This window comes from Arthrobacter sp. KN11-1C (assembly GCF_052180225.1).
Taxonomy (GTDB): Bacteria; Actinomycetota; Actinomycetes; order Actinomycetales; family Micrococcaceae; genus Arthrobacter.
This window is the reverse complement of record NZ_CP197467.1, coordinates 3730882-3754830: the sequence shown is the minus strand read 5'-3', so window position 1 is coordinate 3754830 and position 23949 is coordinate 3730882. Positions and strand designations below refer to the sequence as shown.

General features: G+C 63.7%; 26 protein-coding genes. 22 read left to right on the top strand and 4 right to left on the bottom strand.

Annotated elements, in window-relative coordinates; all coding sequences use genetic code 11:
- Window positions 1–2: 2 nt before the first annotated feature.
- The 3 genes from ACSBOX_RS17555 to ACSBOX_RS17545 are packed head-to-tail and all read right to left on the bottom strand — an operon-like array spanning window position 3 to window position 3376.
- Entirely contained in the window at window positions 3–1427 is a 1425-nt protein-coding gene (locus ACSBOX_RS17555; protein WP_442543607.1) for a dihydroorotase, read from the bottom strand.
- A gap of 33 nt (window positions 1428–1460) precedes the next feature.
- Window positions 1461–2402, bottom strand: coding sequence for an acetamidase/formamidase family protein (locus ACSBOX_RS17550; protein WP_442543606.1), 942 nt, complete (start codon window positions 2400–2402; stop codon window positions 1461–1463).
- Complete coding sequence (locus ACSBOX_RS17545; protein ID WP_442543605.1) at window positions 2399–3376, bottom strand: branched-chain amino acid transaminase; 978 nt, start codon at window positions 3374–3376, stop codon at window positions 2399–2401. Before ACSBOX_RS17545 ends, ACSBOX_RS17550 begins: the two co-directional genes overlap by 4 nt.
- A gap of 273 nt (window positions 3377–3649) precedes the next feature.
- Between ACSBOX_RS17545 and ACSBOX_RS17540 the strand changes: the two genes are divergently transcribed.
- The 15 genes from ACSBOX_RS17540 (at window position 3650) to ACSBOX_RS17470 (ending at window position 16712) form a co-directional block, all read left to right on the top strand.
- Entirely contained in the window at window positions 3650–4552 is a 903-nt protein-coding gene (locus tag ACSBOX_RS17540) for an ABC transporter permease (RefSeq protein ID WP_442543604.1), read from the top strand.
- On the top strand, window positions 4549–5439 hold the full coding sequence (locus ACSBOX_RS17535; protein ID WP_442543603.1) for an ABC transporter ATP-binding protein: 891 nt from the start codon (window positions 4549–4551) through the stop codon (window positions 5437–5439). Before ACSBOX_RS17540 ends, ACSBOX_RS17535 begins: the two co-directional genes overlap by 4 nt.
- 1 nt (window position 5440) lies before the next feature.
- On the top strand, window positions 5441–6253 hold the full coding sequence (locus ACSBOX_RS17530) for an ATP-binding cassette domain-containing protein (protein ID WP_442543602.1): 813 nt from the start codon (window positions 5441–5443) through the stop codon (window positions 6251–6253).
- Entirely contained in the window at window positions 6250–7311 is a 1062-nt protein-coding gene (locus tag ACSBOX_RS17525) for an ABC transporter permease (protein WP_442543601.1), read from the top strand. Before ACSBOX_RS17530 ends, ACSBOX_RS17525 begins: the two co-directional genes overlap by 4 nt.
- A 64-nt stretch (window positions 7312–7375) precedes the next feature.
- Window positions 7376–8200: a hypothetical protein gene (locus tag ACSBOX_RS17520; protein WP_442543600.1), complete on the top strand. Its 825-nt coding sequence runs from the start codon at window positions 7376–7378 to the stop codon at window positions 8198–8200.
- A gap of 9 nt (window positions 8201–8209) precedes the next feature.
- Entirely contained in the window at window positions 8210–9025 is an 816-nt protein-coding gene (locus ACSBOX_RS17515; RefSeq protein ID WP_269994770.1) for an MBL fold metallo-hydrolase, read from the top strand.
- 73 nt (window positions 9026–9098) lie between these two features.
- Window positions 9099–10691, top strand: a complete 1593-nt coding sequence (locus ACSBOX_RS17510; protein WP_442543598.1) for an ABC transporter substrate-binding protein — start codon at window positions 9099–9101, stop codon at window positions 10689–10691.
- 102 nt (window positions 10692–10793) lie between these two features.
- Entirely contained in the window at window positions 10794–11468 is a 675-nt protein-coding gene (locus tag ACSBOX_RS17505) for a cysteine hydrolase family protein (protein ID WP_442543596.1), read from the top strand.
- Between the two features lie 29 nt (window positions 11469–11497).
- On the top strand, window positions 11498–12223 hold the full coding sequence (locus ACSBOX_RS17500; protein WP_442543595.1) for a hypothetical protein: 726 nt from the start codon (window positions 11498–11500) through the stop codon (window positions 12221–12223).
- Window positions 12220–13041 carry an MBL fold metallo-hydrolase gene (locus ACSBOX_RS17495; protein ID WP_442543594.1) on the top strand — a complete coding sequence of 274 codons (822 nt, stop codon included), beginning with the start codon at window positions 12220–12222 and terminating at the stop codon, window positions 13039–13041. Before ACSBOX_RS17500 ends, ACSBOX_RS17495 begins: the two co-directional genes overlap by 4 nt.
- 84 nt (window positions 13042–13125) lie before the next feature.
- Window positions 13126–14049 carry a polysaccharide deacetylase family protein gene (locus ACSBOX_RS17490; RefSeq protein WP_442543593.1) on the top strand — a complete coding sequence of 308 codons (924 nt, stop codon included), beginning with the start codon at window positions 13126–13128 and terminating at the stop codon, window positions 14047–14049.
- 29 nt (window positions 14050–14078) lie between these two features.
- Window positions 14079–14480, top strand: a complete 402-nt coding sequence (locus tag ACSBOX_RS17485; RefSeq protein ID WP_442543591.1) for a cupin domain-containing protein — start codon at window positions 14079–14081, stop codon at window positions 14478–14480.
- A complete protein-coding gene (locus ACSBOX_RS17480; protein ID WP_442543590.1) occupies window positions 14480–15214 on the top strand; it encodes an aldolase/citrate lyase family protein in 735 nt (244 codons plus the stop codon). Before ACSBOX_RS17485 ends, ACSBOX_RS17480 begins: the two co-directional genes overlap by 1 nt.
- A gap of 158 nt (window positions 15215–15372) precedes the next feature.
- A complete protein-coding gene (locus ACSBOX_RS17475; RefSeq protein WP_442543588.1) occupies window positions 15373–15990 on the top strand; it encodes a helix-turn-helix domain-containing protein in 618 nt (205 codons plus the stop codon).
- The gene (locus ACSBOX_RS17470) at window positions 15915–16712 is read left to right on the top strand and encodes a maleate cis-trans isomerase family protein (RefSeq protein WP_442546059.1); all 798 of its coding nucleotides are present in this window, start codon (window positions 15915–15917) and stop codon (window positions 16710–16712) included. Before ACSBOX_RS17475 ends, ACSBOX_RS17470 begins: the two co-directional genes overlap by 76 nt.
- On the opposite strand, the gene ACSBOX_RS17465 is transcribed toward ACSBOX_RS17470, so the two are convergent.
- Window positions 16702–17637 carry a polysaccharide deacetylase family protein gene (locus tag ACSBOX_RS17465; RefSeq protein ID WP_442543587.1) on the bottom strand — a complete coding sequence of 312 codons (936 nt, stop codon included), beginning with the start codon at window positions 17635–17637 and terminating at the stop codon, window positions 16702–16704. The two genes, ACSBOX_RS17470 and ACSBOX_RS17465, sit on opposite strands and share 11 nt — an antisense overlap.
- A gap of 68 nt (window positions 17638–17705) precedes the next feature.
- On the opposite strand from ACSBOX_RS17465, the gene ACSBOX_RS17460 reads away from it, so the two are divergent.
- The 7 genes from ACSBOX_RS17460 to ACSBOX_RS17430 all read left to right on the top strand — a co-directional run bounded on the left by ACSBOX_RS17460 (window position 17706) and on the right by ACSBOX_RS17430 (window position 23933).
- Window positions 17706–19109 (top strand): amidohydrolase family protein, encoded by a 1404-nt coding sequence (locus tag ACSBOX_RS17460; RefSeq protein ID WP_442543585.1) that lies wholly within the window; start codon window positions 17706–17708, stop codon window positions 19107–19109.
- Window positions 19106–19294 (top strand): hypothetical protein, encoded by a 189-nt coding sequence (locus ACSBOX_RS17455; protein ID WP_442543584.1) that lies wholly within the window; start codon window positions 19106–19108, stop codon window positions 19292–19294. The genes ACSBOX_RS17460 and ACSBOX_RS17455 overlap by 4 nt, the downstream gene beginning before the upstream one ends.
- Window positions 19287–20669 (top strand): amidase, encoded by a 1383-nt coding sequence (locus ACSBOX_RS17450; protein ID WP_442543583.1) that lies wholly within the window; start codon window positions 19287–19289, stop codon window positions 20667–20669. Before ACSBOX_RS17455 ends, ACSBOX_RS17450 begins: the two co-directional genes overlap by 8 nt.
- A gap of 80 nt (window positions 20670–20749) precedes the next feature.
- Window positions 20750–22378 carry an ATP-binding protein gene (locus ACSBOX_RS17445; protein WP_442543582.1) on the top strand — a complete coding sequence of 543 codons (1629 nt, stop codon included), beginning with the start codon at window positions 20750–20752 and terminating at the stop codon, window positions 22376–22378.
- Entirely contained in the window at window positions 22375–23046 is a 672-nt protein-coding gene (locus tag ACSBOX_RS17440) for a response regulator (RefSeq protein WP_078106370.1), read from the top strand. The genes ACSBOX_RS17445 and ACSBOX_RS17440 overlap by 4 nt, the downstream gene beginning before the upstream one ends.
- Window positions 23047–23136: 90 nt before the next feature.
- A complete protein-coding gene (locus ACSBOX_RS17435; protein ID WP_442543580.1) occupies window positions 23137–23619 on the top strand; it encodes an SRPBCC family protein in 483 nt (160 codons plus the stop codon).
- The gene (locus ACSBOX_RS17430) at window positions 23616–23933 is read left to right on the top strand and encodes an ArsR/SmtB family transcription factor (protein ID WP_442543579.1); all 318 of its coding nucleotides are present in this window, start codon (window positions 23616–23618) and stop codon (window positions 23931–23933) included. Before ACSBOX_RS17435 ends, ACSBOX_RS17430 begins: the two co-directional genes overlap by 4 nt.
- Window positions 23934–23949: the final 16 nt, after the last annotated feature.

Here is a 23949-nt window from a genome sequence, read left to right as displayed (position 1 = left end):
CGTCAGCAGGCCGGGCGGTTCCGAACGTCGCTCGAGACATGCTGCTTGAGCAGCGAGCCGCCGGCTTCGGCCTTCAATTCCCGGTTTTCAACCATGACCTGTCCGCGCAGGACCGTCATGCTCGGCCATGCAGCCACCTCGTAGCCGTCCCACGGGGTGTAGTCGGCCTCATGCAGGTCTTCGGCGTGGATGGCCCGCTTCACGGTGGTGTCCAGTACCGCCAAATCGGCATCACTGCCCACCGCGATCACGCCCTTCTGCGGGTACAGTCCGAGGATCTTCGCCGCGTTGGCGGAAGTGATGTCGACAAAACGGGTCAGATCGAGCCCGCGTTTGGCCACCCCCTCGGTGTACGCGACAGCCATGCGCATCTCGACGCCGGCATGGCCGCCCGTGGCGTCAAGGATGGTCTTGCCGCGGGTCTTCACTTCGAGGTCGGTGCACACTCCGTCGGTCGCCAGGGTGCTGAGCGAGCCTTCGAGCAGCGATTCCCACATGGAATCGCGGTCGGTTTCCGATTTCAACGAAGGGTAGGTGTGGTAGATCGCGCCGTTTTTCTGTTTGTAGTCCTCGGCCGTGAAGTACGCGTAGTGGGGGAGGATCTCGCCATAGACGGCTTGACCGCGTCCCCTCGCCTCACGGATGGCGTCCACGCCTTCGCGGGCACTGACGTGCATGAGGTAGATGGGCGCGCCGACGTGCTCGGCGAGCGTGATGACCCGCTGGAAGGACAACTTTTCCGAGAGGTTGTTGTGGGCGTGGTGCATGTTCTCCAGCCCGATCCTGCCTTCTCGCTGCAGTTGCTTGTAGGCGTACATGACGATGTCGTCGTCCTCGGCGTGCACCGCGAGCATTGCCCCGGCCTGGGCTGTTTGTTGCATGAGCCCCCACATGTTGCCGAGGTCGGTCTTCTGCTTGGGGCGCGTGGGGGTGGTGTTGGTCATCCAGACCTTGTAGCTTCCGTGGCCGGCCGCGACGGCGTCGGGAATCTGTTCGAGTACCTCGAACGGAATCTCCGGCTCCTTGAACGTGCCGTGCAGGGCGTAATCGGTGTAGCTCGACCCGGCCCACTCCGCCGATTTGCGGGCGAAGGACTCCGAGAGCTCATCGCCGGGCTGCCAGTGCGCGAAGTCCACCAGGGTGGTGGTGCCACCGTAGATGGCGCCTTCGCTCACGCGGTCGGGGCCGAAACACTTGATTCCGCTTTCGGCCGCCGTCGGAAGGACGGAGTTGGTGTGGACGTGCGGGTCCACGCCGCCGGGGACAACCAATTGACCGCGGAGATCGACTGTACGTATTGCCTCCTCGGTGGGTCCGAGGCCGGTCTCGCGGAGGGACACAATCTTTCCCCCCGCAATGCCGATGTCCAGGGTTTTGGCGCCGGACGGGGTAACCACCAGGCCGTTGGTGAGAACGAGATCAAGCATCAGGGGGTCGCGCCTTTCAGTGTTGGTGACGGTTCAGGAGTGGTGAGCGTTCAGGGAAAACGGAGCGGACGTGAAGTAGCGGGCGGCGAGGGAGACTTTGACCGAGGCACGGGCATTGACGAGCTGGGACACGGAAACATCCGCGGCTGCGCTCATCAGCATCGCTGTCTTCTCGCGCGTCCACTTCCGGTCCGCCTGCAGGAGTTCGAGCATGTCGTCGAGCGCAAGCCGCGCGGCGTCGTCGAGCGTTTCGCCGTCGCCGATCGTGATGACGGAACCCCCGGACAAGACCACCGGCCGCTTGACGGTGACCCCGGCGAGGACGTGGCAGGAGAGGACAACGCTGCCTTCGACCTCGACGGCGGTAAGGGAGCACTCGCCGTCGCCCTGCACTGCATGGAGGTCGCCGGCGTAGAGCAACGCGTTGGCGCTCTGCACGGGCAGGATGACAGCGGAACCGGCGGTGACGTCCTTGCAGTCCATGTTGCCGCCGTGCGATCCGACGGTGCTGGAGTTGGGATTGTCCTCGGCCGGTGCAACGCCGATCTTGCCGATCATCGGCCGGATGGGAATCCGGATGTCGTCGTCGAACCGGACACTCCCGTCCGCAATGTCCACAACCCGGCCGGATCGCCCCAGTCCGCCGGTGAAACCGCCGCGCCCGGGAAGCGTGACCATAGCGCCCCGGTCCGCTATCCGGATCTCGTGGACGTCAATGCGGAGCGTGTCCCCGGGGTTGACGCCGCGCACCGCTACCGGCCCGGTCACGGGGATGGACAACTTCTCGTATTCCCCGGTGCTTTCGAAAAGGCCGCCGGTCAGCAGGCTCCGGGCGCCGAGGGAGAACTGCTCGCCTTGGCTGACTTCGATCACGGGGGCGGCGTCGCGGTCAAAGGATCCCGACGCCGATTCATGGCTTGCGTGGAGCATGTTCAGCATGGTGCCCCTTTCGTTGAGGCGGTGGGGTGAAGTCATGCGGTGGGGTAGACGGGCTGTGCCCACTTTTGATCGGCGGCTGCGCGCCCGACGACGGCCTGCCGGTAGGCGTGCTGCAGCTTCCGGGTGAGTTCACCGGCAGTACCGTCGCCGATCGGCGTGCGGTCCACGGACGAGACATGGTTGATTTCGGCGGCGCTGCCGCACACGAAGATTTCGTCGGCCGAGTAGAGTTCCGTCCGGTCGATCGCCCGGATGTCGACCTCGACGCCGAGGACGTTGCGTGCCAGATGCAGGACGCTGTCCCGGGTGATCCCCTCCAGGATGCTGTCCGTGGCCGGGGGAGTGCACAACCGGCCCTGGCGGACCATGAACACGTTGTAGCCGGCACCTTCGGCAACGTGGCCGTCTTCGGTCAGCAGAAGGGCTGCGTCGTACCCGTTGCGCCGGGCCTCCAGCATGGCAAGGCGTCCGTTTTGGTAGTTGGCGATCGATTTGACCCTGGGTGGCATGGAGCGGTCGGACAAGCGGGCCCAACTGCTGATCTGCACGTCCAGTCCGCTGGCACCGAAATAGTTGCCCATGGGGATGGCCGCCATGAAGACGCTCACGGGACCAGTGTCCTCCGGCTTGCCATCGCTCGAGTCGACGAATACTTGTGCGCGCATGTGGAGGTTCCCGCGCAGCTCGTTGGCCCGCACCAGCCCAAGCAATTGTTCACTCAAAACGCCGATGTCCCGAGGCCCGTCGATTTCAACCACCCGCATCGAATCAATCAAGCGGCGCATGTGGTCGGCCACCCGGAAGGCGTAGAGCTGCTGGTCTTCCTCGCTCCAGTAGGCGCGGAACCCTTCGAAGACCCCGACGCCGTACTTCAGGGTGGTGCTCAGGACATGGAGCTTGGCATCTGCGTACTCCACCAGTTCGCCGTCACGGAGCAGGTAGCGAACGCTGGGCTCGAAGGCAGGTTCCTTGGTGTCGGTCACAGTTGCGGATTCACTCAGATTGGTCATTGTTGTCTCCAAATCGTGTTCGGAAAACAGATCAGGGGCTCGGCATCACACCAAGGTTGACATCCGTCTTCATCTTACTGTTGGCGTTGTCACCATAATGAAGATGCTTGATGATCCTGTCAACAGTGACCATTGACACACAATCAAAGACTTCAATAAAGTGATGAAACTTCGATATGCAAATTCTCGGCACGATGTCGAGTGGCTGGAGCCCCGGATGCGCCAGTCAAAAGAAGGCTTTCACCTACACCCGTCAACCGGATCGAGTGCCAATTGAGTGAAACTACGACAATCGAGTCCCGGACTCGGGTGACGTCCCTGGGCGGACGTGCGTCGAGCTGGGCCAAGCAAGGCAGGGCCTGGGCGTACAAGCGATCAGGGGCGGTCCTCGCCGTCGTCGCCGCCGGGATCATTGTGGGGCTGCCGCTTGCGGCGATTTTTCTCCACCTTCCCCAAAACCCGCTCCAGCCGGACGTGGAATCCATGGCCCTGGCCCCCAACTCCGTCCATTGGTTCGGCACGGACGGCAACGGCATGGATGTCTTCTCCCGGACGATTGAATCGGCGAGGCTCGACCTTCCCATTTCGCTGGCGGCGACGGCCATCGCCCTGGTCATCGGCGTTCCCTTGGGCCTGTTCGCTACTACCGGCGTGGCCGGCGAAGCGATCATGCGGGTAGTCGACGCCTTCGCTGCGCTCCCCATCATCGTGATTGCCGTGGTGTCCATCCAGCTCATGGGCGGCGGAGCCGGCGATGTCATCCTCGCCATTGCCCTGGTTGCGGCTCCGCGCTTTGTCCGCTTGTCCCGTGCTGCGGCGATTTCGCTCCGCTCGTCACGGTACGTGGAGGCAGCCGTCGCCATCGGATGCTCGCCCATCCGGGTGGCCTTCAACCACATCTTCAGGAACGCCTACGGTGTGATCCTCGTGCAGGCCACGCTGACCACGGCCGGCGCCCTGAGCACGATTGCCGCCTTGAACTTCCTCGGCGTCGGGGTCAAGCCGCCCCAGCCAAGTTGGGGCGCGATGATCGAAGACGGCGTGAGCATGCTCATCCGGGGTCAGTGGTGGGCAGCGGCGTTTCCCGCGCTGGCCCTCCTCCTGGTCATCGGCTCGCTCAACATCATCGCCGGTGCCATTGAGGACAAGATGGAACGAGTGGAGCACACCCGATGAACAAGACCCTCCAAGTCCGGGAACTCGAAACCGAGTTCCATACTCCCCGGGGTGTGGTCCGGGCACTGCATGGCGTTTCCTTTGAGGTTCACGACAACGAGATTGTCGGGATTGTCGGTGAATCCGGCTCGGGCAAATCGACCGTGGTCCGTTCCATCACGAAGCTGTTGATGCCGCCGGGCAAAGTGTCTGCCGGCAGTGTCGACTTCGCCGGACGCAGCCTCCTGGACCTGCCCGAACGGGAAATGCGCCGAATCAGAGGCAAGGAGATCGGATTCATCGCCCAGAATCCGTTCAGCGCCCTGAACCCCGTGACCCGCATCGAAAAGCAGTTCGCCAATATCGCCAAGGCGCACGGAGTGAAGGTAGACGCCTCCGAGCGCAGCCGCGCATTGCAGTTGTTGGAATCGACCGGCGTCCGCGATCCGGAACGCGTCATGCGCGGCTACGCGCACGAACTCAGCGGCGGCATGGCGCAGCGCGTCGTCATCGCCATGGCCCTTTACCTCAATCCGCAGCTCGTGATCGCCGATGAGCCGACGACGGCGCTCGACCTCACCGTCCAGCGCCAGGTCCTGGATACCCTTCGCCGCCTGACGGTCGGGAGCGGCCGCTCGATGCTGATCGTGACCCATGACCTCGGGGTGGTGGCCTCCTACTGCAACCGCGTCCTTGTCATGTATCGCGGAAACATCGTGGAACAAGGACTCGTTGACGACGTTTTCGTCCGTCCGCAGCATCCTTACACGATCTCCCTGCTCAACTCCGTGGTGCGTCCCGAAGACGAGACGCAATACGTTCCGGGGAGCGCCGAAACACCGGATTCGGCGGAACCGGTAACGCCAGATCCCTCGGAGGCCCAATTGTCCGAAGCCCGGAGGTCTTGAGATGCCGCTCCTTGAACTCGTGGATATTACGAAGATCTTCCGCACTCCCCACGGCGAAGCCCGCGCCGTGGATGGAATCACCCTGTCCGTGGAAGCCGGCGAGACGCTCGGCATCATCGGCGAAAGCGGTTCCGGCAAGTCGACGCTTGGCCGGCTGATCCTGAGATTGGCCGAGCCGGATTCCGGATCGGTCGTCATCGAGGGGCAGGACGTGTTGGCCCTCAGCCGGGGTGAACTCCGCCGGAAGCGCCGCCATTGGCAGATCGTCTTCCAAGAACCGTTCGCGTCATTGAATCCGCGCCTGACGATCCGGCAAATCGTCGAGGAGCCGCTCATCGTCGCCCGGATGGGCGATCGTGCCGAGCGGCGGTCGCGGGTCCTGGCGACCTTGGAAGAAGTGGGACTCTCGGCCGATTTCATGGACCGGCGCCCGGCGAACCTGAGCGGAGGCCAGCAACAGCGCGTAGGCATCGCACGCGCCTTGGTCACGAATCCCAGCCTGGTGGTCCTGGACGAGCCAACGTCCTCGCTGGACCTGACCATCCGGGCCTCGATCCTTCGTACCCTCGCGCGGCTGAGGGCTTCCCGGGGCCTCACCTATGTCTTCATTTCGCATGACATTGAAACCGTGCGGCATTTCTGTTCCACGGTGGCTGTCATGCATCGCGGCAAAATCGTCGAGGTCGGCCCCACCCAGGATGTCTTGATCGCCCCGCAGCACCCCTACACGCAATCGCTCATTTCCGCCGCGTTGCCGGTGGTTCCCTATTCCGCCGTCGTTGGCACTACGAATTCCCAGGGGCAGACTCCATGATCCGCTACATCATTTCAAGGCTCCTGATTGCGGCCTTACTGCTGTGTGGCCTCATCACCCTCAGTTTTGGCCTCGTGTCCCTTCTTCCCGGAGACCCCGCGGTGGCCCTTCTGGGTGAATACGCAACTCCGGCGGACGTCGCGCGTATCCACGCGGAACTTGGCCTGGACCAGCCCTTCTGGGAACGCTACCTCGGCTATATGGGCAGGACCTTGAGCGGCGACCTTGGCCATTCCCTCTTCACGGGCAGTTCGGTGTCCAGCGAAATCCTGACCCGGCTCCCCAATACCTTGGTCTATTTGGTGCCGGGGCTCGTCCTGGCCCTCATCATCGGCATGGCGAGTGGAACGTTCGCGGCTTATCGCTACAGGCGTTTTGCCGACAAGGCCTTCACTTTCTGGATATCCATCCTGATGGCCATGCCGGAATTCGTGCTGGCACTCGTGTTGTTGTTTGTTTTCTATCAACAACTGCGGATCGCGCCCGCGCCGATCGGGATGCTCTCCAGTGCGCAAATCACTCCGCCGCACGTCACAGGATCGATCCCCGTCGACGCGATAATTGCCGGCCAGTGGGGAACATTCTCGTCCATACTCGGCCGCGCAGTCCTTCCCATCGTGACGATGGGCTTGTTCTTCGCCGCCCCGTTCGGAAAGACAGTGCGCTCAGGATTATTGCAAGTGCTCCAATCACCTCAAATCGAGTTCGCGAGGGCCTGCGGACTGCGTCCTGCCCAGGTCTTCCGATATGCCCTCAGTGACATCCGCGGGTCACTCATGACCTACTTGGTACTTCTTTTTGCCGCGTCGCTCAGCGGAGCGGCAATTGTCGAAAGTGTTTTTTCCTGGCCTGGAGTGGGCGGTTGGTCGCTCGACGGCGTGCTCAAAGGCGACGTGCCCGTCATTCAAGGCTTTGTCCTCATCATGGGATCCACAAGCTTGCTTGGCTACGTCATTCTCGACGCCTTGATCACCCTTCTGGATCCCCGTACGCGCAGCAAAGCCGTGGCCGGACGCCGTCAGAAGCGCCTGGGCGAAACACCGGCAGCCATCTCATAGTCATCGCTTAGCCACCTCCCGAGAAGTCTTGACAGACATCTCCCGACTTCAATAGATTGAAGATATGTTCACTAAAGTTCATGAAGATAAAGTCATCGCCCTCGGTGGAACCATTCCGCTCGACGGCCGCGTGAGCTGGGTACCGGCCGGAGCAACCGGCTTCCAGCCGTCGAATTGCTACCTCCTCAGCGAGGGGTCCGGCCGGTTGCTGGTCGACACCGGGCTCGCAGTCCACAGCCAGGAAATCCTCGACGACCTGGTGGAGCTGCTCGACGACGACGGCCGGCTCTCCATGTTCTTCACGCGGAGCGAGATGGATTGCGTTTCGAACCTGGAACCCATCGCCGGTAAATTCGACATCGAGCGCCTCTTCACCGGCGGCGCCATCAACCCCTTCGACGCCTTCGATGACCTCAGCCGGCTCGCGCTCAGGGGCCGCCGGCAGCAGATCGACCAGAAGGGGGAGGGCGGGGATTCCATGGCCCGCACTCCCGAGATCGAGGTGGCCCCGGGCCGTCACTTGACCATCGAGTCGCCCCTCCTGCGGCTCCTCCCGACCTTCTGGGGCTGGGACGCGAATACCGGAACCATCTTCACCTCCGATACCTTCACCCACGGCACCATGACGAGCCCGGACGGTCCCCGCATCATTGACTCGATCGCCCAAGACACCACTACCGCCAAGCAAGTCGCCGAGCACCTCTACGCGAAATACGAGTGGATCCCGCGGGCCACATGCGAGCCGCTCCGGGAATGGCTCTCCGACAAGTTCGAGACGCTGGACCCCGAGACGATCGCCCCTTCCCGCGGCTGCGTGATCCGCGGGCGTGAACTCGTCCGCCGGCACGTTGAATTCATGCTCGCCGCGCTGACACCCGAAAAGGCTTAGGAGAATCCCATGGAAGAACTAGTAGAAACTATGAGCCGCGACCTTCCGCGTGAGGTAGCCGACGGCGTCACCTGGATGAGTTCCTGCCTGCCGTTCCACCTCCAGGACCGCGTAATCCACGGGCACACCTCCACGTACCTGGCACAGGGGACCGAGTCGTCAATCCTCATTGACACAGGCAACCCCTCCAGCTGGAACATCATTTCGGAAACCCTTGACGGATTGCTGGGGGACAAACCGCTGAGCTATGTCTTCCCGACGCACCCGGAGCTTCCGCACACGGGAAACCTTCCCCGCCTCGTGGAGAAGTATCCCGACATCAAGGTTGTCGGCGACATCCGGGACTACCATCTCTTCTACCCGCAGATCGTGCCCAACCTTCACGCCCGGGTTCCGGGGGACAAGGTAGATCTCGGCGGCGGATACGAGTTCGTCATCGTCGAGGCCATGATCAGGGACCTGCCCAATACCCAATGGGGCTTCGTCCCGAAGTCGGGCGTGCTTTTCACGGCCGACGGTTTTTGCTACATGCACCGCCCGGAACTCGATGATGAGGATCCGGTGCACCTCCCCGGCGAATGTGGCCTGACAACAGATGAACTCTCGGCACCCATCGCGGTCGAGAACGCAGCCTTCTTTACCGGCAGCGCGTTGTACTGGGCCAGGTTCGCCAACGACGCCGACCAGGTATACGACCGCGTCGGCAAGCTGATGGACGACCTTGGGGTCAAGATCGTAGCGCCCACCCATGGCAACGTGATCACCAATATTCCGGAGGTGGCGCCCATCATCCGGGCCGGCCACAAGCACGCCTACCGTTACTAATCCACTGCCCACATCAGCAGCGCACTACTCGTAACACGTCCTTTCCCTCTGTACAGAAATTGGAACCAGGCTTATGAAGAATTCGCGTTTATTGCTCGGCTGGGTCGCAGCCGCGGCAGCTGTGTCGCTCACCGGATGCGGGGGAGCCACTCCCACCGCGGCGGTGGCCAAACCGGAGTCGGTCGTCATCGCAGTCGGCGCCCTCCCGGACAGCCTCACCCCCGCCCCCTGGGGCGGCAGTGCATCGCACGTGGTGCTCAGTGGCCTCGGATCCCAGTTGCTGGAGTATAAGACCGGCGCGACGGATGACCAATCATGCTCGACGCCGTCTACCGCGGTCACCGGTCGGCTCGCCGAGAGCGCCGTACCCGCCCCGGACGGCAAGGGTGTCATCGTCAAGCTACGGAAACTGACAAGCCAATTTGGAAACACCCTCTCGGCCGAGGACGTGAAATGGAGCCTGGCGATCGGCATGGTGCGCCAGCCCGTCATGAAGGGGACGCTCAAGAGCAGCGGATTCAACGTGGACAACCTCGTCACCGTGATCGATGACAGCACTGTCGAACTCAACACCCTGGGCATGACGTCATACACGCTCGAGTCGCTGCAGAACAATCTCTTCTACATCCACGACAGCAAGGAAGCGAAACTTCACGTCACGCCGGATGACCCCACGGCCAACAAGTGGCTCTCGAAAAACCTGGCCGACTACAGCGGTTGGAAGCTCGAGGAATTTACTCCCGGAACGTCCCTGACGGTGACCGCGGACCCGAACTGGGGCGGCGACCGGGGCTCGGTGAAGCGGGTTGTGGTCAAGGCCGTTCCCGACACCGCTACCCGGACCCAATTGGTGAAGACCGGCGAGGCCCAGATCGCCAACGGCTTCGAATATGACCAGTACAGTTCGATGACCGGCGTCAGTGGAGTCAGCGTCCTGAAGTGCACCAGCCAGACCCGCGACACGATGATGTTCAACACGAAGACCGGTCCGCTGGCGGATGAGAAGGTTCGCCAGGCAGTCTCCATGGCGATCGACCGCGCTGCCTTGGCCAAGGGCGCCTACGCCGGCCTCGCGGACCCGGCGGGCTCGATCTTTCCCACGGTGAAGGATTCGCCCACCTACAAATACGACCCCGACGGTGCCAAGAAGCTGCTGGCGCAGACCCAGTACCCGAACGGTTTCCCGCTGACACTCAGCTACAGCGTGAGCCGCCCGGGCCCCGTCGCGAAGAGCTCAGCCGTCCTCATCCAATCGATGTTGGCGAAGGTGGGCATCACGGTGCAGCTGTTGAACGTGGCGAGCCCCACCGACTTCTCCTCGGCGCTCATCGACGGCCGCTTCCAGGCCGTCCTGTACTCGGAGCCGATCGTCATTGCCGATCCCGCGTTCTACACTTACGCGTTCTACTCCACGGGAGCTCCGAGCAACAGCACCGGATGGTCCAATCCTGAGTTCGATGCCACCAGGACTCAGCTGGCCGCCACCCCGAGCACCAATACGGACCAGCGGGCAGCCCTGCTCAAGAAGATGGCCGGACTGGTGGACCAAGGCGCTCCGATCCTTTCCCTGGTGGAGGTCCGCAACCTGATCGTCAAGCAGGACACCCTGACGGGTGCGGTCCCGCTCACCAACGACCAGGTGTATTTCGCCGGCCTGGGCAAGTAGCAACCCAAGAACCACGTGGTTCTGGCCGGCGGGCGACCGCCGGCCAGGACTCACCCGACCCCGGATCCGCTTTGACCCCGGCTCCGCTGAAGGAAGAAAGCCATGATTGAAATCTGCGGCAAACCCGTCCGCGACACCCTCGAGGAACTGCTCGATCCCGCCACCACCGCCCTGGTTGTCATCGACATGCAGGTAGGAGCTGTTTCGCACGGAGGCGCAATCGGGGACTCCGGGCATGACATGAGCATGATGCCATCCGTTGTCGAAAAATGCGGGCGGGCCATTACGGCGGCACGCGCCAATGGGGTCCCGGTTTTCCACATTCGCGTCGAGAACCTTCCCGACGGCGCGAGCTCACCGGCCGCCTGGCTGCGTGCACTCTACACCGCGGCGAACGGCCGCCCCATCGACCTCGGCAAGCTCAGTGCCAAAGGCGACCCCGCGACGGAATTCTGCGGACCCTGCATGCCCGAAGACGGGGAAGTCGTGATCACCAAGCGACGCCCCAGCGCTTTCATCGCCACCGAACTCGCCTTGCTGCTGCGCAGCCAAGGGATCGAATCGGTGGCGCTCGTGGGCGTTTCAACCGGTGGCTGCGTGGAAGCGACCCTGCGCGACGCCGTGCACAACGACTTCTACGCTGTGCTGCTCGAGGACGCGGTGGGAGCCTACGACACGGTGGTGCACGACGCCGCGTTGACCGTCATGCGGGCCCGGCACGACATCTGCACCCTCGATGAAGCAATTGCTGTCTGGGAGACAACCAGCACCTCCTGAACCATCCGGATCCAAAGGAAGGAGTGACAATGGGCGGTTTGCTGAGCGGCCGGATCCACCGGCTCGGCGCGGATATCGAACTGGACGAGCACGTGAGCTGGTGCCCGCCCGGCGTTCGGCGCACCCAAGCGGTGAACTGCTACCTGATCAAGGGACCGTCCGGTTCGGTGCTGGTGGACACCGGGATTCGCCTTCACCAAGAGGAGATCATTGAACAGCTCGATCGGCTGCTGTCACCCGGAGAGCCGCTCTCCATTGTCCTCACGCGGACAGAAATGGAATGCTGCCTCAACATCCCGGCCATCGAGGAACGTTTCCCCGTTGGCGCCGTCTGGTACACGGGCGGCATCACTGTGCCCCGTTCGAAGGCCGAATCCAAGCGGATTGCCGTGGATCCGGGGACATCGCGGCGTGTGGAAGTGCTGGACGGCGTCGTCGTCGAACTCGTCTCACCGCTGCTCCGGCTCCTGCCGACGCTCTGGGTTTTCGATCCGGAATCCGGCGGGCTCCTGACTTCGGATGCGTTTACCCACGGCGGGAGCGCCGAGCCGGAGACCCGCGAGGGGCTCCGTAAATTCCGCTGGTTCACCGGGGCGGATACCGGGCCTATCGCCAGGAACATCAGGGATATCTTCCGGGACCGCGATGTCCGCGCCGTCGGCCCCGGCTATGGGGCTCCCTTTGTTGGCGCGGACGTGTGCCTTGAGCAGTCACGGCAGCTGTCGCAGGCAATTGAGGAAATGGGGATTCAGTGAAGGACGATGCAGTCGATCTCCGATGGCTAGCCGACGGAACCTACTGGCTGGGCGGGTGCCTTTCGGCCAACGCTCAGGGCCAGGAAGTCCACTATCACGTGTCCTCCTACCTGGTGGTGGGTTCCAAAGCGACGCTCTTGGTGGACACGGGGGATCCGGCTCATCGGACCCTCCTTCTTGCCCAGCTGGAACTGGTTCTCGATGGACGGCCTTTGGATTATGTCTTCCCGACCCATCCCGAGATCCCGCACGCCGGCAACCTGCCTGCCCTGCTGGACAAGTATCCCGGGGCGCTCGTGGTGGGTGACGTCCGCGACTACCACCTGCATTTCCCCGAATACCGCTCCAGGTTCCGGACGCAGGCGCCCGGCAGCCGGATCGATCTTGGCGACCGTGGGTTCCGCTTCCTTCCGGCCTTCATCCGGGACCTGGAGAACACCCTTTGGGGCCACGACGACGGCGCCCGGATGATGTTCGTTTCGGACGGCTTCTCCTTTATCCACGATGTCCCCGCAGCAGGCGCAGACGGGGACGCAGACGACGACGAACCGGTCCACCTTCCGGGCCAATGCCGCTTGCTGTCGGGCGAGATGCCGGAACCTCCCACCGTGGACCAAGCGGCGTATGGCACCGGCCGGGCCCTCTACTGGACGAAATTCGTGGACGTCAGCGATGCCTTCGACGGTATTGAAGCGGTACTGGACACGCTTCCCACGAAACTGATCGGGCCGGCCCACGGCAACGTGATCGACGACGTCGACGGAATGCTCAGGACGTCACTGGCCGCGCACAGGAAGGTCTATGCGGAAGGCCGCTGATTGTATAGTGAAGTTTGATTCAATATAATGAATTCTAGAACTCGACGCTTCGATTGATAGCGACGAACGGCAAGGAGTGAGTCAATGCGAGACCTCATTGGATACGGGGAAAACCCCCCGGTCGTGACTTGGCCGAATGGTGCCAAGGTGGCCATCTCCATGGTCATCAACTACGAGGAAGGCGCGGAGAGCTCCATAGAAGCCGGTGATGAATGCGATGAGGACGTCACGATTTTCGGTGGCTGGTCTTCGGATCCGGGCCGGCGGAGCTTGATGAAGGAATCCTTCTTCGAGTACGGCAGCCGGGTGGGCATCTGGCGCTTTTTGGCTTTGCTCCGGGACTACAACGTCCCCGCGACTTTCATGGCGTGCGGCGTGGCCCTGGAACGAAACCCCGAGGCCGCGCAGGCGATCGTCCGCGATGGACACGAGATTTGCGCCCACGGCTACAAATGGCGCGGAACCGTCGGAATGACTCCGGCCGAAGAACTCGCCGAAATCCGTGCCTGCGTGGCGGCGATCGAGGGAGTCTCGGGTGTCCGGCCCGTGGGTTGGTACGTCCGCGAGGGAATCACGGAGAACACCCGTGCGATCCTCAAGGACGAGGGCTTTCTCTATGACTCGAATTCCTATGCGGACGACCTGCCGTACTTCGTCTCCGCAGGGGAATCCCGCCACCTCGTTGTCCCTTACTCGGGCGACACGAACGACGCGAGGTTTTGGGGCCCGGGAAGCCTCGGGACTGCGGATGACTTCTTCAATGTACTGAAGGATAGCCTCGACTGCCTTCTGATCGAAGGGGAAACCGTACCCAGGATGATGTCCGTGGGAGTGCACTTGCGCATCGGTGGGCGGCCGAGCGTCGCCTTGGCCGTCAGGCGCTTCCTGGAGTATGCCCGTGCCCGCAACGACGTTTGGTTCGCCACCCGGGAAGAAATTGCCCGGTGGTGGATCGCCAACCCGCCTGCAGCCGGCCAGCTCGAAGCAGCCTACGAAGGCCGCGCGTGACAACGTCAATGCCGGGAGAAAGGACTCCGATGGCCACGGATATTTCGCGCCTGGTCCACAACGTGGATGAACAAGGCTTTACGGCGCTGGAGAAAACGGGACTTCGCGGACAAAAGGATCAAGGCCTCGTCTCCACGCTGATCTCGCGCGACCTGAGCGGCTCCGACGACCTGTGCGTCAGCTGGGGCAGGATCCTCCCCGGGCAACATCACTTGTGCCACCACCACCCCGATGCCTCGGAATTCTACGTGGTCATTTCGGGCGAGCCCCTCGTCCATCTGGGCGATACCGAGTACCGGGCCAAGCCGGGCGACGGCATCTACATTCCCCGCGGCACCACCCATGGCATCACCAACGACGGCGACGACGACGTCAACCTGGTTGTCGGCGTCAGCAAGCCCGCCGACTGGCAGTTCGTGGCGGACGAGTGATGGCGGCGTCGTCGCTGGTCCGGCAGGTCGGACTCATCACGGCCGAGCCGACCCCCACGCTGTTGTCCGTGGTTGCCTATCGAAACCTGGATTTCGTGGTCCTCGACGCAGAGCAGACAACGTTGACGCTGCAGCAATGCGCGGATGCGGTGCAGCGGCTGTCCGGCGCCAATACCCGGGTTGCCGTTCGTGTCCCTGACCTTGATGACATGACCTTGGTGGCGTTCGCCAACACCGGAGTGGACGAGATCGTCCTGCCGAGGGTGCGGCATCCTAAAGAACTTGAACGGGCCTACCGGGCGACGAGGTTCGGCCCTCACGGGTCCAGGCCGAAACAGGCTTCCTTCGCCTCGGCGTTTGGGGCGGACTACTCGCTGGAGCCCCGGCTGACGGTGCTTTTTGAGACAACGGAGGCCGTCGACGCCGTCGAGGACTTCGTGGCTTTGGAGTGTTTCGACGGCGGCTGGGTTGGCCCCACGGACCTTGCCGGCGAACTGCTGAAACAAGGGAGGCCAGGGGCGGTTGCCCTTGAAGAATCCGTCCAGCGCGTCGTCGATATCCTCGGGGCTGCCGGCCAAAGCGTGGGCCTTCCCGCGGCCGCCATCGCCAGTGCCGGCGATGTCCACAGCCGGGGCGCCGATCGAGCCGCGGTGTACTGGGAGCGGGAGCTCGCCGCGATGATCGCGCAGTTGGCAGACGCCGTCGCCCCCGAGACGCGCGTGACGAGGTGTTAGTCCCGAAAATGAGCAGCGTGGTTCTTCTGCAGCGATGCCGATGCTGGCATGCTGTGACGATGAAGGCGGGCTCGACGCCGGAGGATCCAACCAGGATTCTTCGTTTAGTTGACGAGTCTTCGATATACTGATGAGTGCTGAAACACTGAGGAGCTGTATTGGGAAGCACGGAAGTTGTTAAAGTCGACGACGATGACACTCTGCACCGCAACCTGTGGATCACCCATTTGGGGGCCATGCTCAAGGAACAGCGTGCCGGGCGATTCACTGTTGAGGAATTGGCGGACCGGGCCGGAGTGAGCGCCGGACTGATCAGCCAGATCGAGCGCGGCATCGGTAATCCGTCATTCGCCACGCTCCTTCGCCTGGCCAATTCCCTTGGTGTGCCGTTGGCGAGCATGTTCACCGACCCCAGCGAGACGCAGAACCACATGCTGGTGCGCCGGGCCGATCGCCGCCGCATCGAGATTCCTTCACAGGGGATCGTCATGGAACTGATCGTGCCCGATGCGGACCGGAAGCTTGGCGTCATCAACATGACGATCCCTGCGCATTTCGACGGCGCAGAGGTTCCGCATTCGCACGAAGGCGAGGAGTGCGTTGTTGTCCAGACCGGCTCGCTCGTGGCGAGTGTCGGCGGACAGGAATTCACCCTGGGCGAGGGCGACAGCCTGACCTATGACGCAACCCTGCCGCATTGGTGGAGCAACCTCACGGACACGGCGGCGGTCATGGTGGCGATCTCGACGCCGCCGTCGCTGGGCAAATCGCATTGACCAGCCGCCCGCCTGGCCCTTCTTCCCGCTTGGGGATGCTCGTGCCGTCGTCGAACTCGAATGCGGAGTCCCTGACGGCCGACATCCTGGCCGGATCGCCGGACGTGGGGGTCCACTACAGCCGATTCCGGCTCCCGACGGACCTCGATGACCGGATCGACGCGAAGGTTCTCGGCAGTGCGCCGTCACTGCTCAGCGATGCGGAGTTGGACGCCGTCGCGTTCCACGGCACCTCGGGATCCTGGACCGGCCTCGAAGGGGATCGGGCGCTCGCCGAATCATTGACGGAAGCCACCGGCGCACCCGCCACCACCGCTTCGCTCGCGCTTGTTGCCGCCCTGGAGGCGCTCGACGCCGGCCGGGTCGCCGTCGTTTTTCCCGGACCCCCGGGCATCATGGCCCTTATTGAACATGAGTACGCGGCCAGCGGCCTGGAAGTGGTCCGTTCCTCGGTGCCCGCGAGGTCAATGTCCAATCCGGAAATCTCGCGAATGTCCGGCGCGGAAATCGGCGCGCTCATGAGGCCCGCGTTTGGCTCCGACGTCGACGCGGTGGTCTGTATCGGGACCAACCTTCGCTCGGCCTATTTGGCGGCAGGCTTCGAGTCCGAATTCGGCGTGCCCGTGGTCGACAGCGCAACAGCGACCCTATGGCATCTCCTCCGGCTGGCCGGAACTGCGCGCCCGATCACGGGATGGGGCGCGCTGCTCGCTAGCGCTTAGGGTTCGTTGTGGGCAGCCACGCCTCGATGATCTGCGATCGCGTTGCAATCCACGCCGGGCTGCTGCCCGCGTGGGAAAGGAACGTGTCCAGGGCGGCTACGTAGGCAGGCCGGCCAATGAGGCGCGGGTGGAGGCCCACGTTCATGACGGACGGGCCGGGCCTGCTGTCAGTGAGCATCATGTCCAGCGTGCCGCACAATTGGCGGGCGAAAGCGGTGGCCGTGGGGAACTGCCTGAAGAGGCCCGAGTCGTTGGTGTCACCGGCGTAGGGCAGCACCGGCAACCCTGTCCCATTGCCCGCGGTTCCGTCCTTCCCCGCGCTGTCCGTTCCTGTTCCAAGGTGCGGCAAGTCATCGTTGAAGCAATTGGACTCATACATGAATCCAGCGGCGGCGAGAATGTCCCGCGTGCCCGGGTTGAGTCCGTCGCGGGAGTACCAGCTCGTTGGTGGAACGCCGGTGCTCTTGGCGATCGAGTCGCGGGACGCGGCAATGAGCGCGCGTTCCTCCTCGGGAGCGAGCCCGGCGTGGGTGTCCCAGTTGTAGCCGTGGTCGGCAATTTCATGGCCATCCCTGACGAGCGCAGCCGCGATCTGCGGGTTTTGCTCGAGTGCCGTGGCGCAGCAGAAAGCGGTTGCTCTGGCGTCGTGGCGCCTCAAAATGCGCAATACCCGCCAGATGCCTGCCCTGGATCCGTATTCGAAAGCCGATTCCAGCGTGAGGTTCCGGACCGTAGGGTGGGCGGGGTGCTTGATCCAGTGGGCGCCAAGATCGTCCGCAGGGCCTCCGCGGGCGATGCTGCGCTCGGCCCCATCTTCGACGTTGATGACCAGGGACACGGCGACGCGCGCATCTCCAGGCCAGCTGAACTCCGGTGGATGTTCGCCGTAGCCCACGAAATCCCGAGCGGTGGAGGGGACTGGCACTATTGAATCTCCTCTGTGGTTATAGTGAAGATACTTCGATATTATGAACGTAATCGATAGGGAGTCGAATGTCTACGCTCATCCACGGTGGCACCGTAGTGCCAGGCACAGGCAAGACGGTGGTCGAATCAGGAGCGGTCATCCTGCGCGACGGGCGCGTCACCGAGGTTCTCGAGCGGTGGGGCCCCGATCAAGCCTTCGACGGCGAGGTGATCGATGCGAGCGGATGCGTCGTCATGCCCGGTCTCATCAATAGCCACGTCCACGGGGTGACTCCGGGTCCGCTCATGCCCAGCGGCGCCCCCGCGCTGCCCGACGACGAGTGGCTGGCGAATCTTGACCGCCACCTTCTTGCCGGAACCACCACAGTGCTGAACCTTTGCGGTTTTTGCACCATGGACCATGTCCGGGAGGCGGACCGCCGCCATGCTGTCCACGTCCGGGGGGCGACGACGTATTTGCCCGAGGCCGAGCGGGCCGCCCGTATGGCCGACGGCAGGGGATTGCCCGCCCAGTCCGGCCTCAGCACGGTGGAGAAAATGCTCGACGACGGTGCGATCGCGATCGGTGAGCTCGGCGGCGGGCAGACCCTCGGCGGCGGAGGGCAGGACTTGAGCTACATCCCCCGCACCATCGAAAGTGCGAGCGGGGTGCGCGTGCACTCGGCGCAGGCCCGGCGCATGAAGGAAGCCGTGCTTGGCCGGTTCATCGACCCGGACGCTTGCGATATGGCCGAACTCCGCGTCGCGGCCGCCGAAGCCGGCTTGGAAGGACAGATCGAGCTCGTCGAATTGCGGAAAATCATCGCGGATTCCGTGCTGCCTTCCATCGAACCGGCACTCAACGGCATCCGGGAAGGCGTCCAGGCCGCGGCGCGATATGGCGTGCCGGCGATCCTGCACAGCGCAGCGGCGACAGCTCGGGTCATGCGCGAACTGATGGATGGGGCGCTCGGGATCATGCCAGGCGGGCCCAAGACGCCCGGGGCGGCGGCGAGCGTCATTGCCTCCCACGCCAACCACCCCTCGCACACCCCCGCGGAGGCCCTCGCGCTGGCCAAACTCGGCAGGGACCGCGGCTGGCATGCCGAAGTTTCCGTTTTCGACCTCCTGCACCGCAAACAGACCGTGACCACGCGGGAGCACTGGGATGTCTTGCTCCAGGAACCCGGACTTGTGGACGTCCTCGCCACCGACTACGGCCACGAGGGCCATCACGACGAACTGATCTCGGCCGTGCAGGATGTGGCCGAGCACGGTTACCGAACCTTGGCCGGAGCCGTGGCAATGGCGACCTCGGCAGTGACCGGGTTGATTCCGGGGATTGCTCCGAACGGTGGGCGGATTGAGCCGGGGCGCGATGCCGACGTCGTCATCGCCAGCGCTGAGGACTTCCGGGACGTACGTTTCGTCTTCGTCGATGGCGTCTGTGTGGTGCGGGATGGTCGGTTGACTCCGGCGGCGCGCCGGTGAGCGGGCTGCTGACTCCGGAGCAGTCCGCGCGACTCATCGAGTTGGTCGGCGAGGCGATCGAGCGGGAGGACGAGGCCGCCGTCGAACGCTCATTCAATGACTTCAGGCGCGGCATGGCCGCTTTGAGGGCCGATTTCGACGCCCGACGTTTGCAGGAAGCCCCGGGAGGCGACGCGCATGACTGAAGCATGGGAACTGGGAATCGCAGAGGCGTCAGGGCTGCTGCGCCGCGGCGAACTCTCGGCGGCCGAACTCGTCGAATCCGTCATCGGGCGACTTGAAGCCACGGAAGATGCAGTGCAGGCGTGGGCCTACGTCGACAAGCAAGGTGCCCGGAACGAGGCCCGCACCGCGGACAATAGCGCAGCGCGCGGCGAGTTCCTCGGACCGCTCCACGGGATTCCGCTGGGTGTGAAGGACGTCATCGACGTGCGGGGGATGCCTGCCGAAGGCGGATCCCTGGCACTCAAGGGCCGCGTTGCTTCCAACGACGCCGGCGTGGTCCGGCAGCTGAGGCGGAACGGGGCCGTGATCCTGGGCAAGACGGTGACCCACGAGTTCGCCTTCGGGCAGGGAACCCCGCCGTCGAAAAATCCCTGGGGGGCGGAACGCTACGCCGGCGGCTCCAGTATCGGCTCGGGAGTGGCCGTGGCCGTCGGGAGCGCACCTGGCGCCCTGGGCACGGATACCGGTGGATCGGTGCGGAATCCGGCGTCTGTGAACGGGCTGGTAGGCCTCAAAGCCACAGCCGGACTGGTGGACGGTTCAGGCGTTCTCAGCGTCAGCCATACCCTCGACCACATCGGTCCCATCACTCGAAGCGTGGCGGATTGCGCGGCCATGCTCCATGGCATGGTGGGGCCGGAGAGCGCTGCCCGGCTGCAGGAGACGGTGCTCCCCGAGGCGATGCCGGCCCCGATCCGCGTGGCAGTGGATCGTGGCGCCTGGGCCGAGTGGGAGGTCACGCCGGAAGTGGCTGCGGTCCTTGAACAGGCTTTGATTGTTTTGCAAGGACTCGGGGTGGAGGTTGTTGAGGTGTCCTTCCCCGAACTGAAGATGGCACTGCCTGCGAGCCTGGCGATTTCGCTCTCCGAATCGGTCGAACACCATCGCGAACTGCTGGCCAGCAGCGCTGGCAAGTATCTGCCGGGAACCCGTGTGATGATCGAAACCGGTGCCTTGGTGCCGCGCGAGGACGTCCAGTTGGCGCATCAAGTGCGCTCGTATCTTCGTGCCTCCCTGCGGACTGCCATGGACAACGCAGGGGTCCAGGCCTTGGTTTCCCCGACGCTGCCGTCCATCGCGCCGATCGAAGCGGACATGTCCCATTCGCTGACCGGATCGACAGGGAAGGACTCCCTCTCCAGCGCGCTCATGATGCTCTCGCCGGCCAACCTCACCGGCATGCCGGGATTAAGCATCCCCTGCGGATTTGCCGGAGGACAGCCGGTGGGGATGCATTTCATGGGCCGGGAATTCGCGGAGGCAGATCTCTTGGGCATCGCGCACGTCTACGAGAAACACACTTCGTGGCACGCCAAGGTGCCGGTGCGCGCCTGAGCCGTAGTTGTCGTGAACTTTGTCACATAAGCTACTAGGGGAGTAGGAAGAGGTTGGCGGTGCATCCAGAGTTGCGTGGCGTGCGGTTTTTTGGCGCGCGTTGGAAAGCGCGGCCCCTTGCCTCCCAGATCCTCGTGTGGTTGCTCTGCATCCTCTTTGTGACAGTCACGTTGGGCGCCCTGCTGTACACCCAGATCAGCAACCAGACCCTTGAAGACCAGTACCGGCTCCGGGCACTGGGGATCGCCACGACCGTGGCTCAAATGCCGGAAATCGTGACGTCGCTGGGGAACGGAGATCCAACGCACACGATCCAGGCGATTGCGAGCAAGGTCCAGTCCCAGGCGCAGCCGGACTACGTCGTCGTCACCGACCGCAAAGGCGTCCGGTACTCCCACCCGAATCCAAGCCTCATCGGCCAGACCCTGGAAGAACCCGTGGCTGTCCTTGACGGGCAGACCCACGTCGGGATCGACAAGGGCAGCCTCGGCGACTCCGTGAACGCCAAGGCGCCCGTGCGCGCGGCGGACGGGACCGTCGTCGGGCAGGTTTCGGTGGGAATCCTGGAGACCACGGAAAGCAGCGAGCTCACCAAACAGGTGTTGCTGATTGCCGGCTATTCAGCCGTCGTGCTCGTGATCAGCGCCATGGGTTCTGCCCTGCTGGCGCGCAGGATCAAGCGGGTCACCTTCGATCTTGAACCGGTGGAGATCGCGTCCCTGTTGCAGGAGCGCGAAGCCTTGCTGCACGGCATCCGCGAAGCGATGATCGGGTTCGACGACGACGGCCGGGTCACCGTCATCAACTCCGAAGCGCGTTCCCTGCTGCACTTGGAAGAAAACGTGTTGGGGGAGAAGATCGAGGATCTCCTGCCTGCCGGGAGGCTGCGTTCCCTGTTGACCGGACAGATCAGCGGAACCGACCAGATCGTCATCACCGAGGACGCCCTGCTGGTGGTGAACCGGATGTCCGTTGCCTTGGCCGGAAGGAGCATAGGCTCGGTGGTCACACTGCGCGACCGCACCGAGGTTGAGGGGCTGGTGCGCGACCTTCGCTCTGTTGAAGGCCTGATGGAGGCCCTGCGCGCCCAGGAGCATGAGTACGCGAACCGTCTCCACGTGGTGGACGGACTCCTGGAACTCGGAGACGTGGACCAGGCACGGAATTTCGTCTCGCGGATTTCGGACACGTCGCGCTCGCTGGGCGAAGGCCTGCGCTCGCGGATCGAGCCGCCGGAGCTCGCGGCATTGCTGCTCGCGAAAATCACCGTGGCTGCCGAGCAGGACGTCACGATATCGGTCACTGACGACTCGCAGCTGCGCCAACCGTTCCTCGAAACGCAAGCGCTGCTGACGATCGTCGGGAACCTCCTCGACAACGCCGTCGAGATCCTCTCGGAGCAACCCGCGCCCCGCGAGGTGAGCATCCAGTTGGACGATTCCTCGGGCATTTTCATCTGCGTGACGGACAATGGGCCCGGTGTCCCCGCAGAATTGCTTGGCACGATCACCGCCGACGGCTTCACCACCAAGGAACCGCGGCCGGGAATGCGTCGTGGAATAGGCCTTGCACTGGTGAGCAGGATCGTTCACCGTGCAGGAGGCACCATGGATGTTTTCCCGGGCCCCGGGGGACGCTTTGAAATCTGGTTGCCGGAACCCCACATGGAATCCGAAACCCCGGTCATGACAGGAAAATCAATCGAATGATCCGCACCTTGGTGGTCGACGACGACTTCCGCGTAGCCCGCATCCACGCAAGCCGCGTGGCCAAAATCGAGGGATACGAATGCGTCGGCGAGGCCCACACCGCGGCAGAGGCCAGGGAAGCCGTGCAGCGGCTCAAACCGGACCTTCTTCTCCTCGATGTCTACCTCCCCGATGAAGACGGAATCAGTTTGCTGCGGTCCCTTCAGGGGGCCGGCGAAAAGCTCGACGCCGTCATGATCACCGCCGCACGCGACCTTGAGACCGTGCGGGCCGCGATGCGCGGGGGAGCGGTGTACTACCTCGTCAAGCCGTTCGGCTTCGAGCAGCTGCAAACCCAGCTCGAGGCATATCGGCGGTGGCGGCAGGAGGCGGAGTCCCGGACGGTGGCCGACCAGGCGACCGTTGACCAGCTCTTCAGCCTGCGCCGGACGGCTCCACCCTCCAAAGCGCCCCGGCGGCTGCCACCCACCATGCAAAAAGTCCTCGACATGGTGGTTCATTCCACGGAACCCTTGGGTGCCTCGGAGATCGCGGGCAGCGTCGGCATCAGCCGCCCCACGGCGCAGCGCTATCTCAGTGAACTCGAACGCAAGGGACTCGTTGACCTGCATTTGGCCTACGGTTCGACTGGCCGGCCAGTGAACACGTACTTGCCGCGCAAGGGGTGAATGGGGCCTCGATCTGCAACCTAGGGGTTGCTCTTTCTTTCAATTAATGCAACCCTTTAGTTGCAGTAACTGACTGAAAGGACCAGAATCATGACTATGACTGCAAACCAGGCCTCCGTCGTCGACGCCGGCGAATTCACCGTGAGGCGCACCATCACCATCGCAGCACCCATCGAAAAGGTGTGGGCCGCGATCACTGAAGCCGAGCACATCGCGCGCTGGTTCGGACAAACTGCCGTCCTCGACGAGGTGGCCGTCGGAGCCCGCGGCGTCTTCGCTTTCGAGGGATACGGCGCCTTCCCGGTGCTGATCGAGGAACTCGACCCGCCGCGAATGATCGCCTACCGCTGGAGCAACGACGACGCGCGCGGCACCCAGCCGGCCGAGGTCGACCCCGACCACTCGACCGTGTTCCGCTTCACGCTTGAAGTGCTCGACGGCGGAACGCAGCTCACCGTCGTCGAGACCGGCTTCGACACGACGAGCGATCCGGCCTTCAACATGGAGAGCCACCGCCAAGGCTGGGATTCGGAACTCGACGAACTGGCCGCTTATGCCGAGGGTGGGTCGTGACCACGAGCACCCTGGTTCCAGTGTTCGCCGCGCTCGGAGACGAGACGAGGTGGAGCATTCTGGCTGCCCTCGGCGAAGGCGACGCATCGGCGTCGGCCCTCGCCGGGCGGCTCCCGGTCACCCGACAAGCGATCGCCAAGCACCTCGCCGTATTGCAGGAGGCCGGACTCGTTGAATCGCTGCGGGTGGGCCGCGAACTGCGCTACAGGGTGCTCGGATCGCAACTGAGCGAAACGGCACGCAGCCTCGACCGCATCGGAGCCGAGTGGGACCGCCGCCTGGCCGCGATCAAGCAGATCGCGGAAGGACTGTAGTTCTTCGGCAACAGAG

Bases quoted from the DNA above. Each gene is read 5' to 3' on its own strand.
- ACSBOX_RS17480 (WP_442543590.1), top strand. From the start codon at position 14,480: ATGGCGGCGTCGTCGCTGGTCCGGCAGGTCGGACTCATCACGGCCGAG.
- ACSBOX_RS17450 (WP_442543583.1), top strand. From the start codon at position 19,287: ATGACTGAAGCATGGGAACTGGGAATCGCAGAGGCGTCAGGGCTGCTG.
- ACSBOX_RS17530 (WP_442543602.1), top strand. From the start codon at position 5,441: ATGCCGCTCCTTGAACTCGTGGATATTACGAAGATCTTCCGCACTCCC.
- ACSBOX_RS17545 (WP_442543605.1), bottom strand. From the start codon at position 3,376: ATGACCAATCTGAGTGAATCCGCAACTGTGACCGACACCAAGGAACCT.
- ACSBOX_RS17485 (WP_442543591.1), top strand. From the start codon at position 14,079: ATGGCCACGGATATTTCGCGCCTGGTCCACAACGTGGATGAACAAGGC.
- ACSBOX_RS17555 (WP_442543607.1), bottom strand. From the start codon at position 1,427: ATGCTTGATCTCGTTCTCACCAACGGCCTGGTGGTTACCCCGTCCGGC.
- ACSBOX_RS17490 (WP_442543593.1), top strand. From the start codon at position 13,126: ATGCGAGACCTCATTGGATACGGGGAAAACCCCCCGGTCGTGACTTGG.
- ACSBOX_RS17515 (WP_269994770.1), top strand. From the start codon at position 8,210: ATGGAAGAACTAGTAGAAACTATGAGCCGCGACCTTCCGCGTGAGGTA.
- ACSBOX_RS17510 (WP_442543598.1), top strand. From the start codon at position 9,099: ATGAAGAATTCGCGTTTATTGCTCGGCTGGGTCGCAGCCGCGGCAGCT.
- ACSBOX_RS17500 (WP_442543595.1), top strand. From the start codon at position 11,498: ATGGGCGGTTTGCTGAGCGGCCGGATCCACCGGCTCGGCGCGGATATC.
- ACSBOX_RS17440 (WP_078106370.1), top strand. From the start codon at position 22,375: ATGATCCGCACCTTGGTGGTCGACGACGACTTCCGCGTAGCCCGCATC.
- ACSBOX_RS17525 (WP_442543601.1), top strand. From the start codon at position 6,250: ATGATCCGCTACATCATTTCAAGGCTCCTGATTGCGGCCTTACTGCTG.
- ACSBOX_RS17535 (WP_442543603.1), top strand. From the start codon at position 4,549: ATGAACAAGACCCTCCAAGTCCGGGAACTCGAAACCGAGTTCCATACT.
- ACSBOX_RS17435 (WP_442543580.1), top strand. From the start codon at position 23,137: ATGACTATGACTGCAAACCAGGCCTCCGTCGTCGACGCCGGCGAATTC.
- ACSBOX_RS17505 (WP_442543596.1), top strand. From the start codon at position 10,794: ATGATTGAAATCTGCGGCAAACCCGTCCGCGACACCCTCGAGGAACTG.
- ACSBOX_RS17460 (WP_442543585.1), top strand. From the start codon at position 17,706: ATGTCTACGCTCATCCACGGTGGCACCGTAGTGCCAGGCACAGGCAAG.
- ACSBOX_RS17550 (WP_442543606.1), bottom strand. From the start codon at position 2,402: ATGACTTCACCCCACCGCCTCAACGAAAGGGGCACCATGCTGAACATG.
- ACSBOX_RS17520 (WP_442543600.1), top strand. From the start codon at position 7,376: ATGTTCACTAAAGTTCATGAAGATAAAGTCATCGCCCTCGGTGGAACC.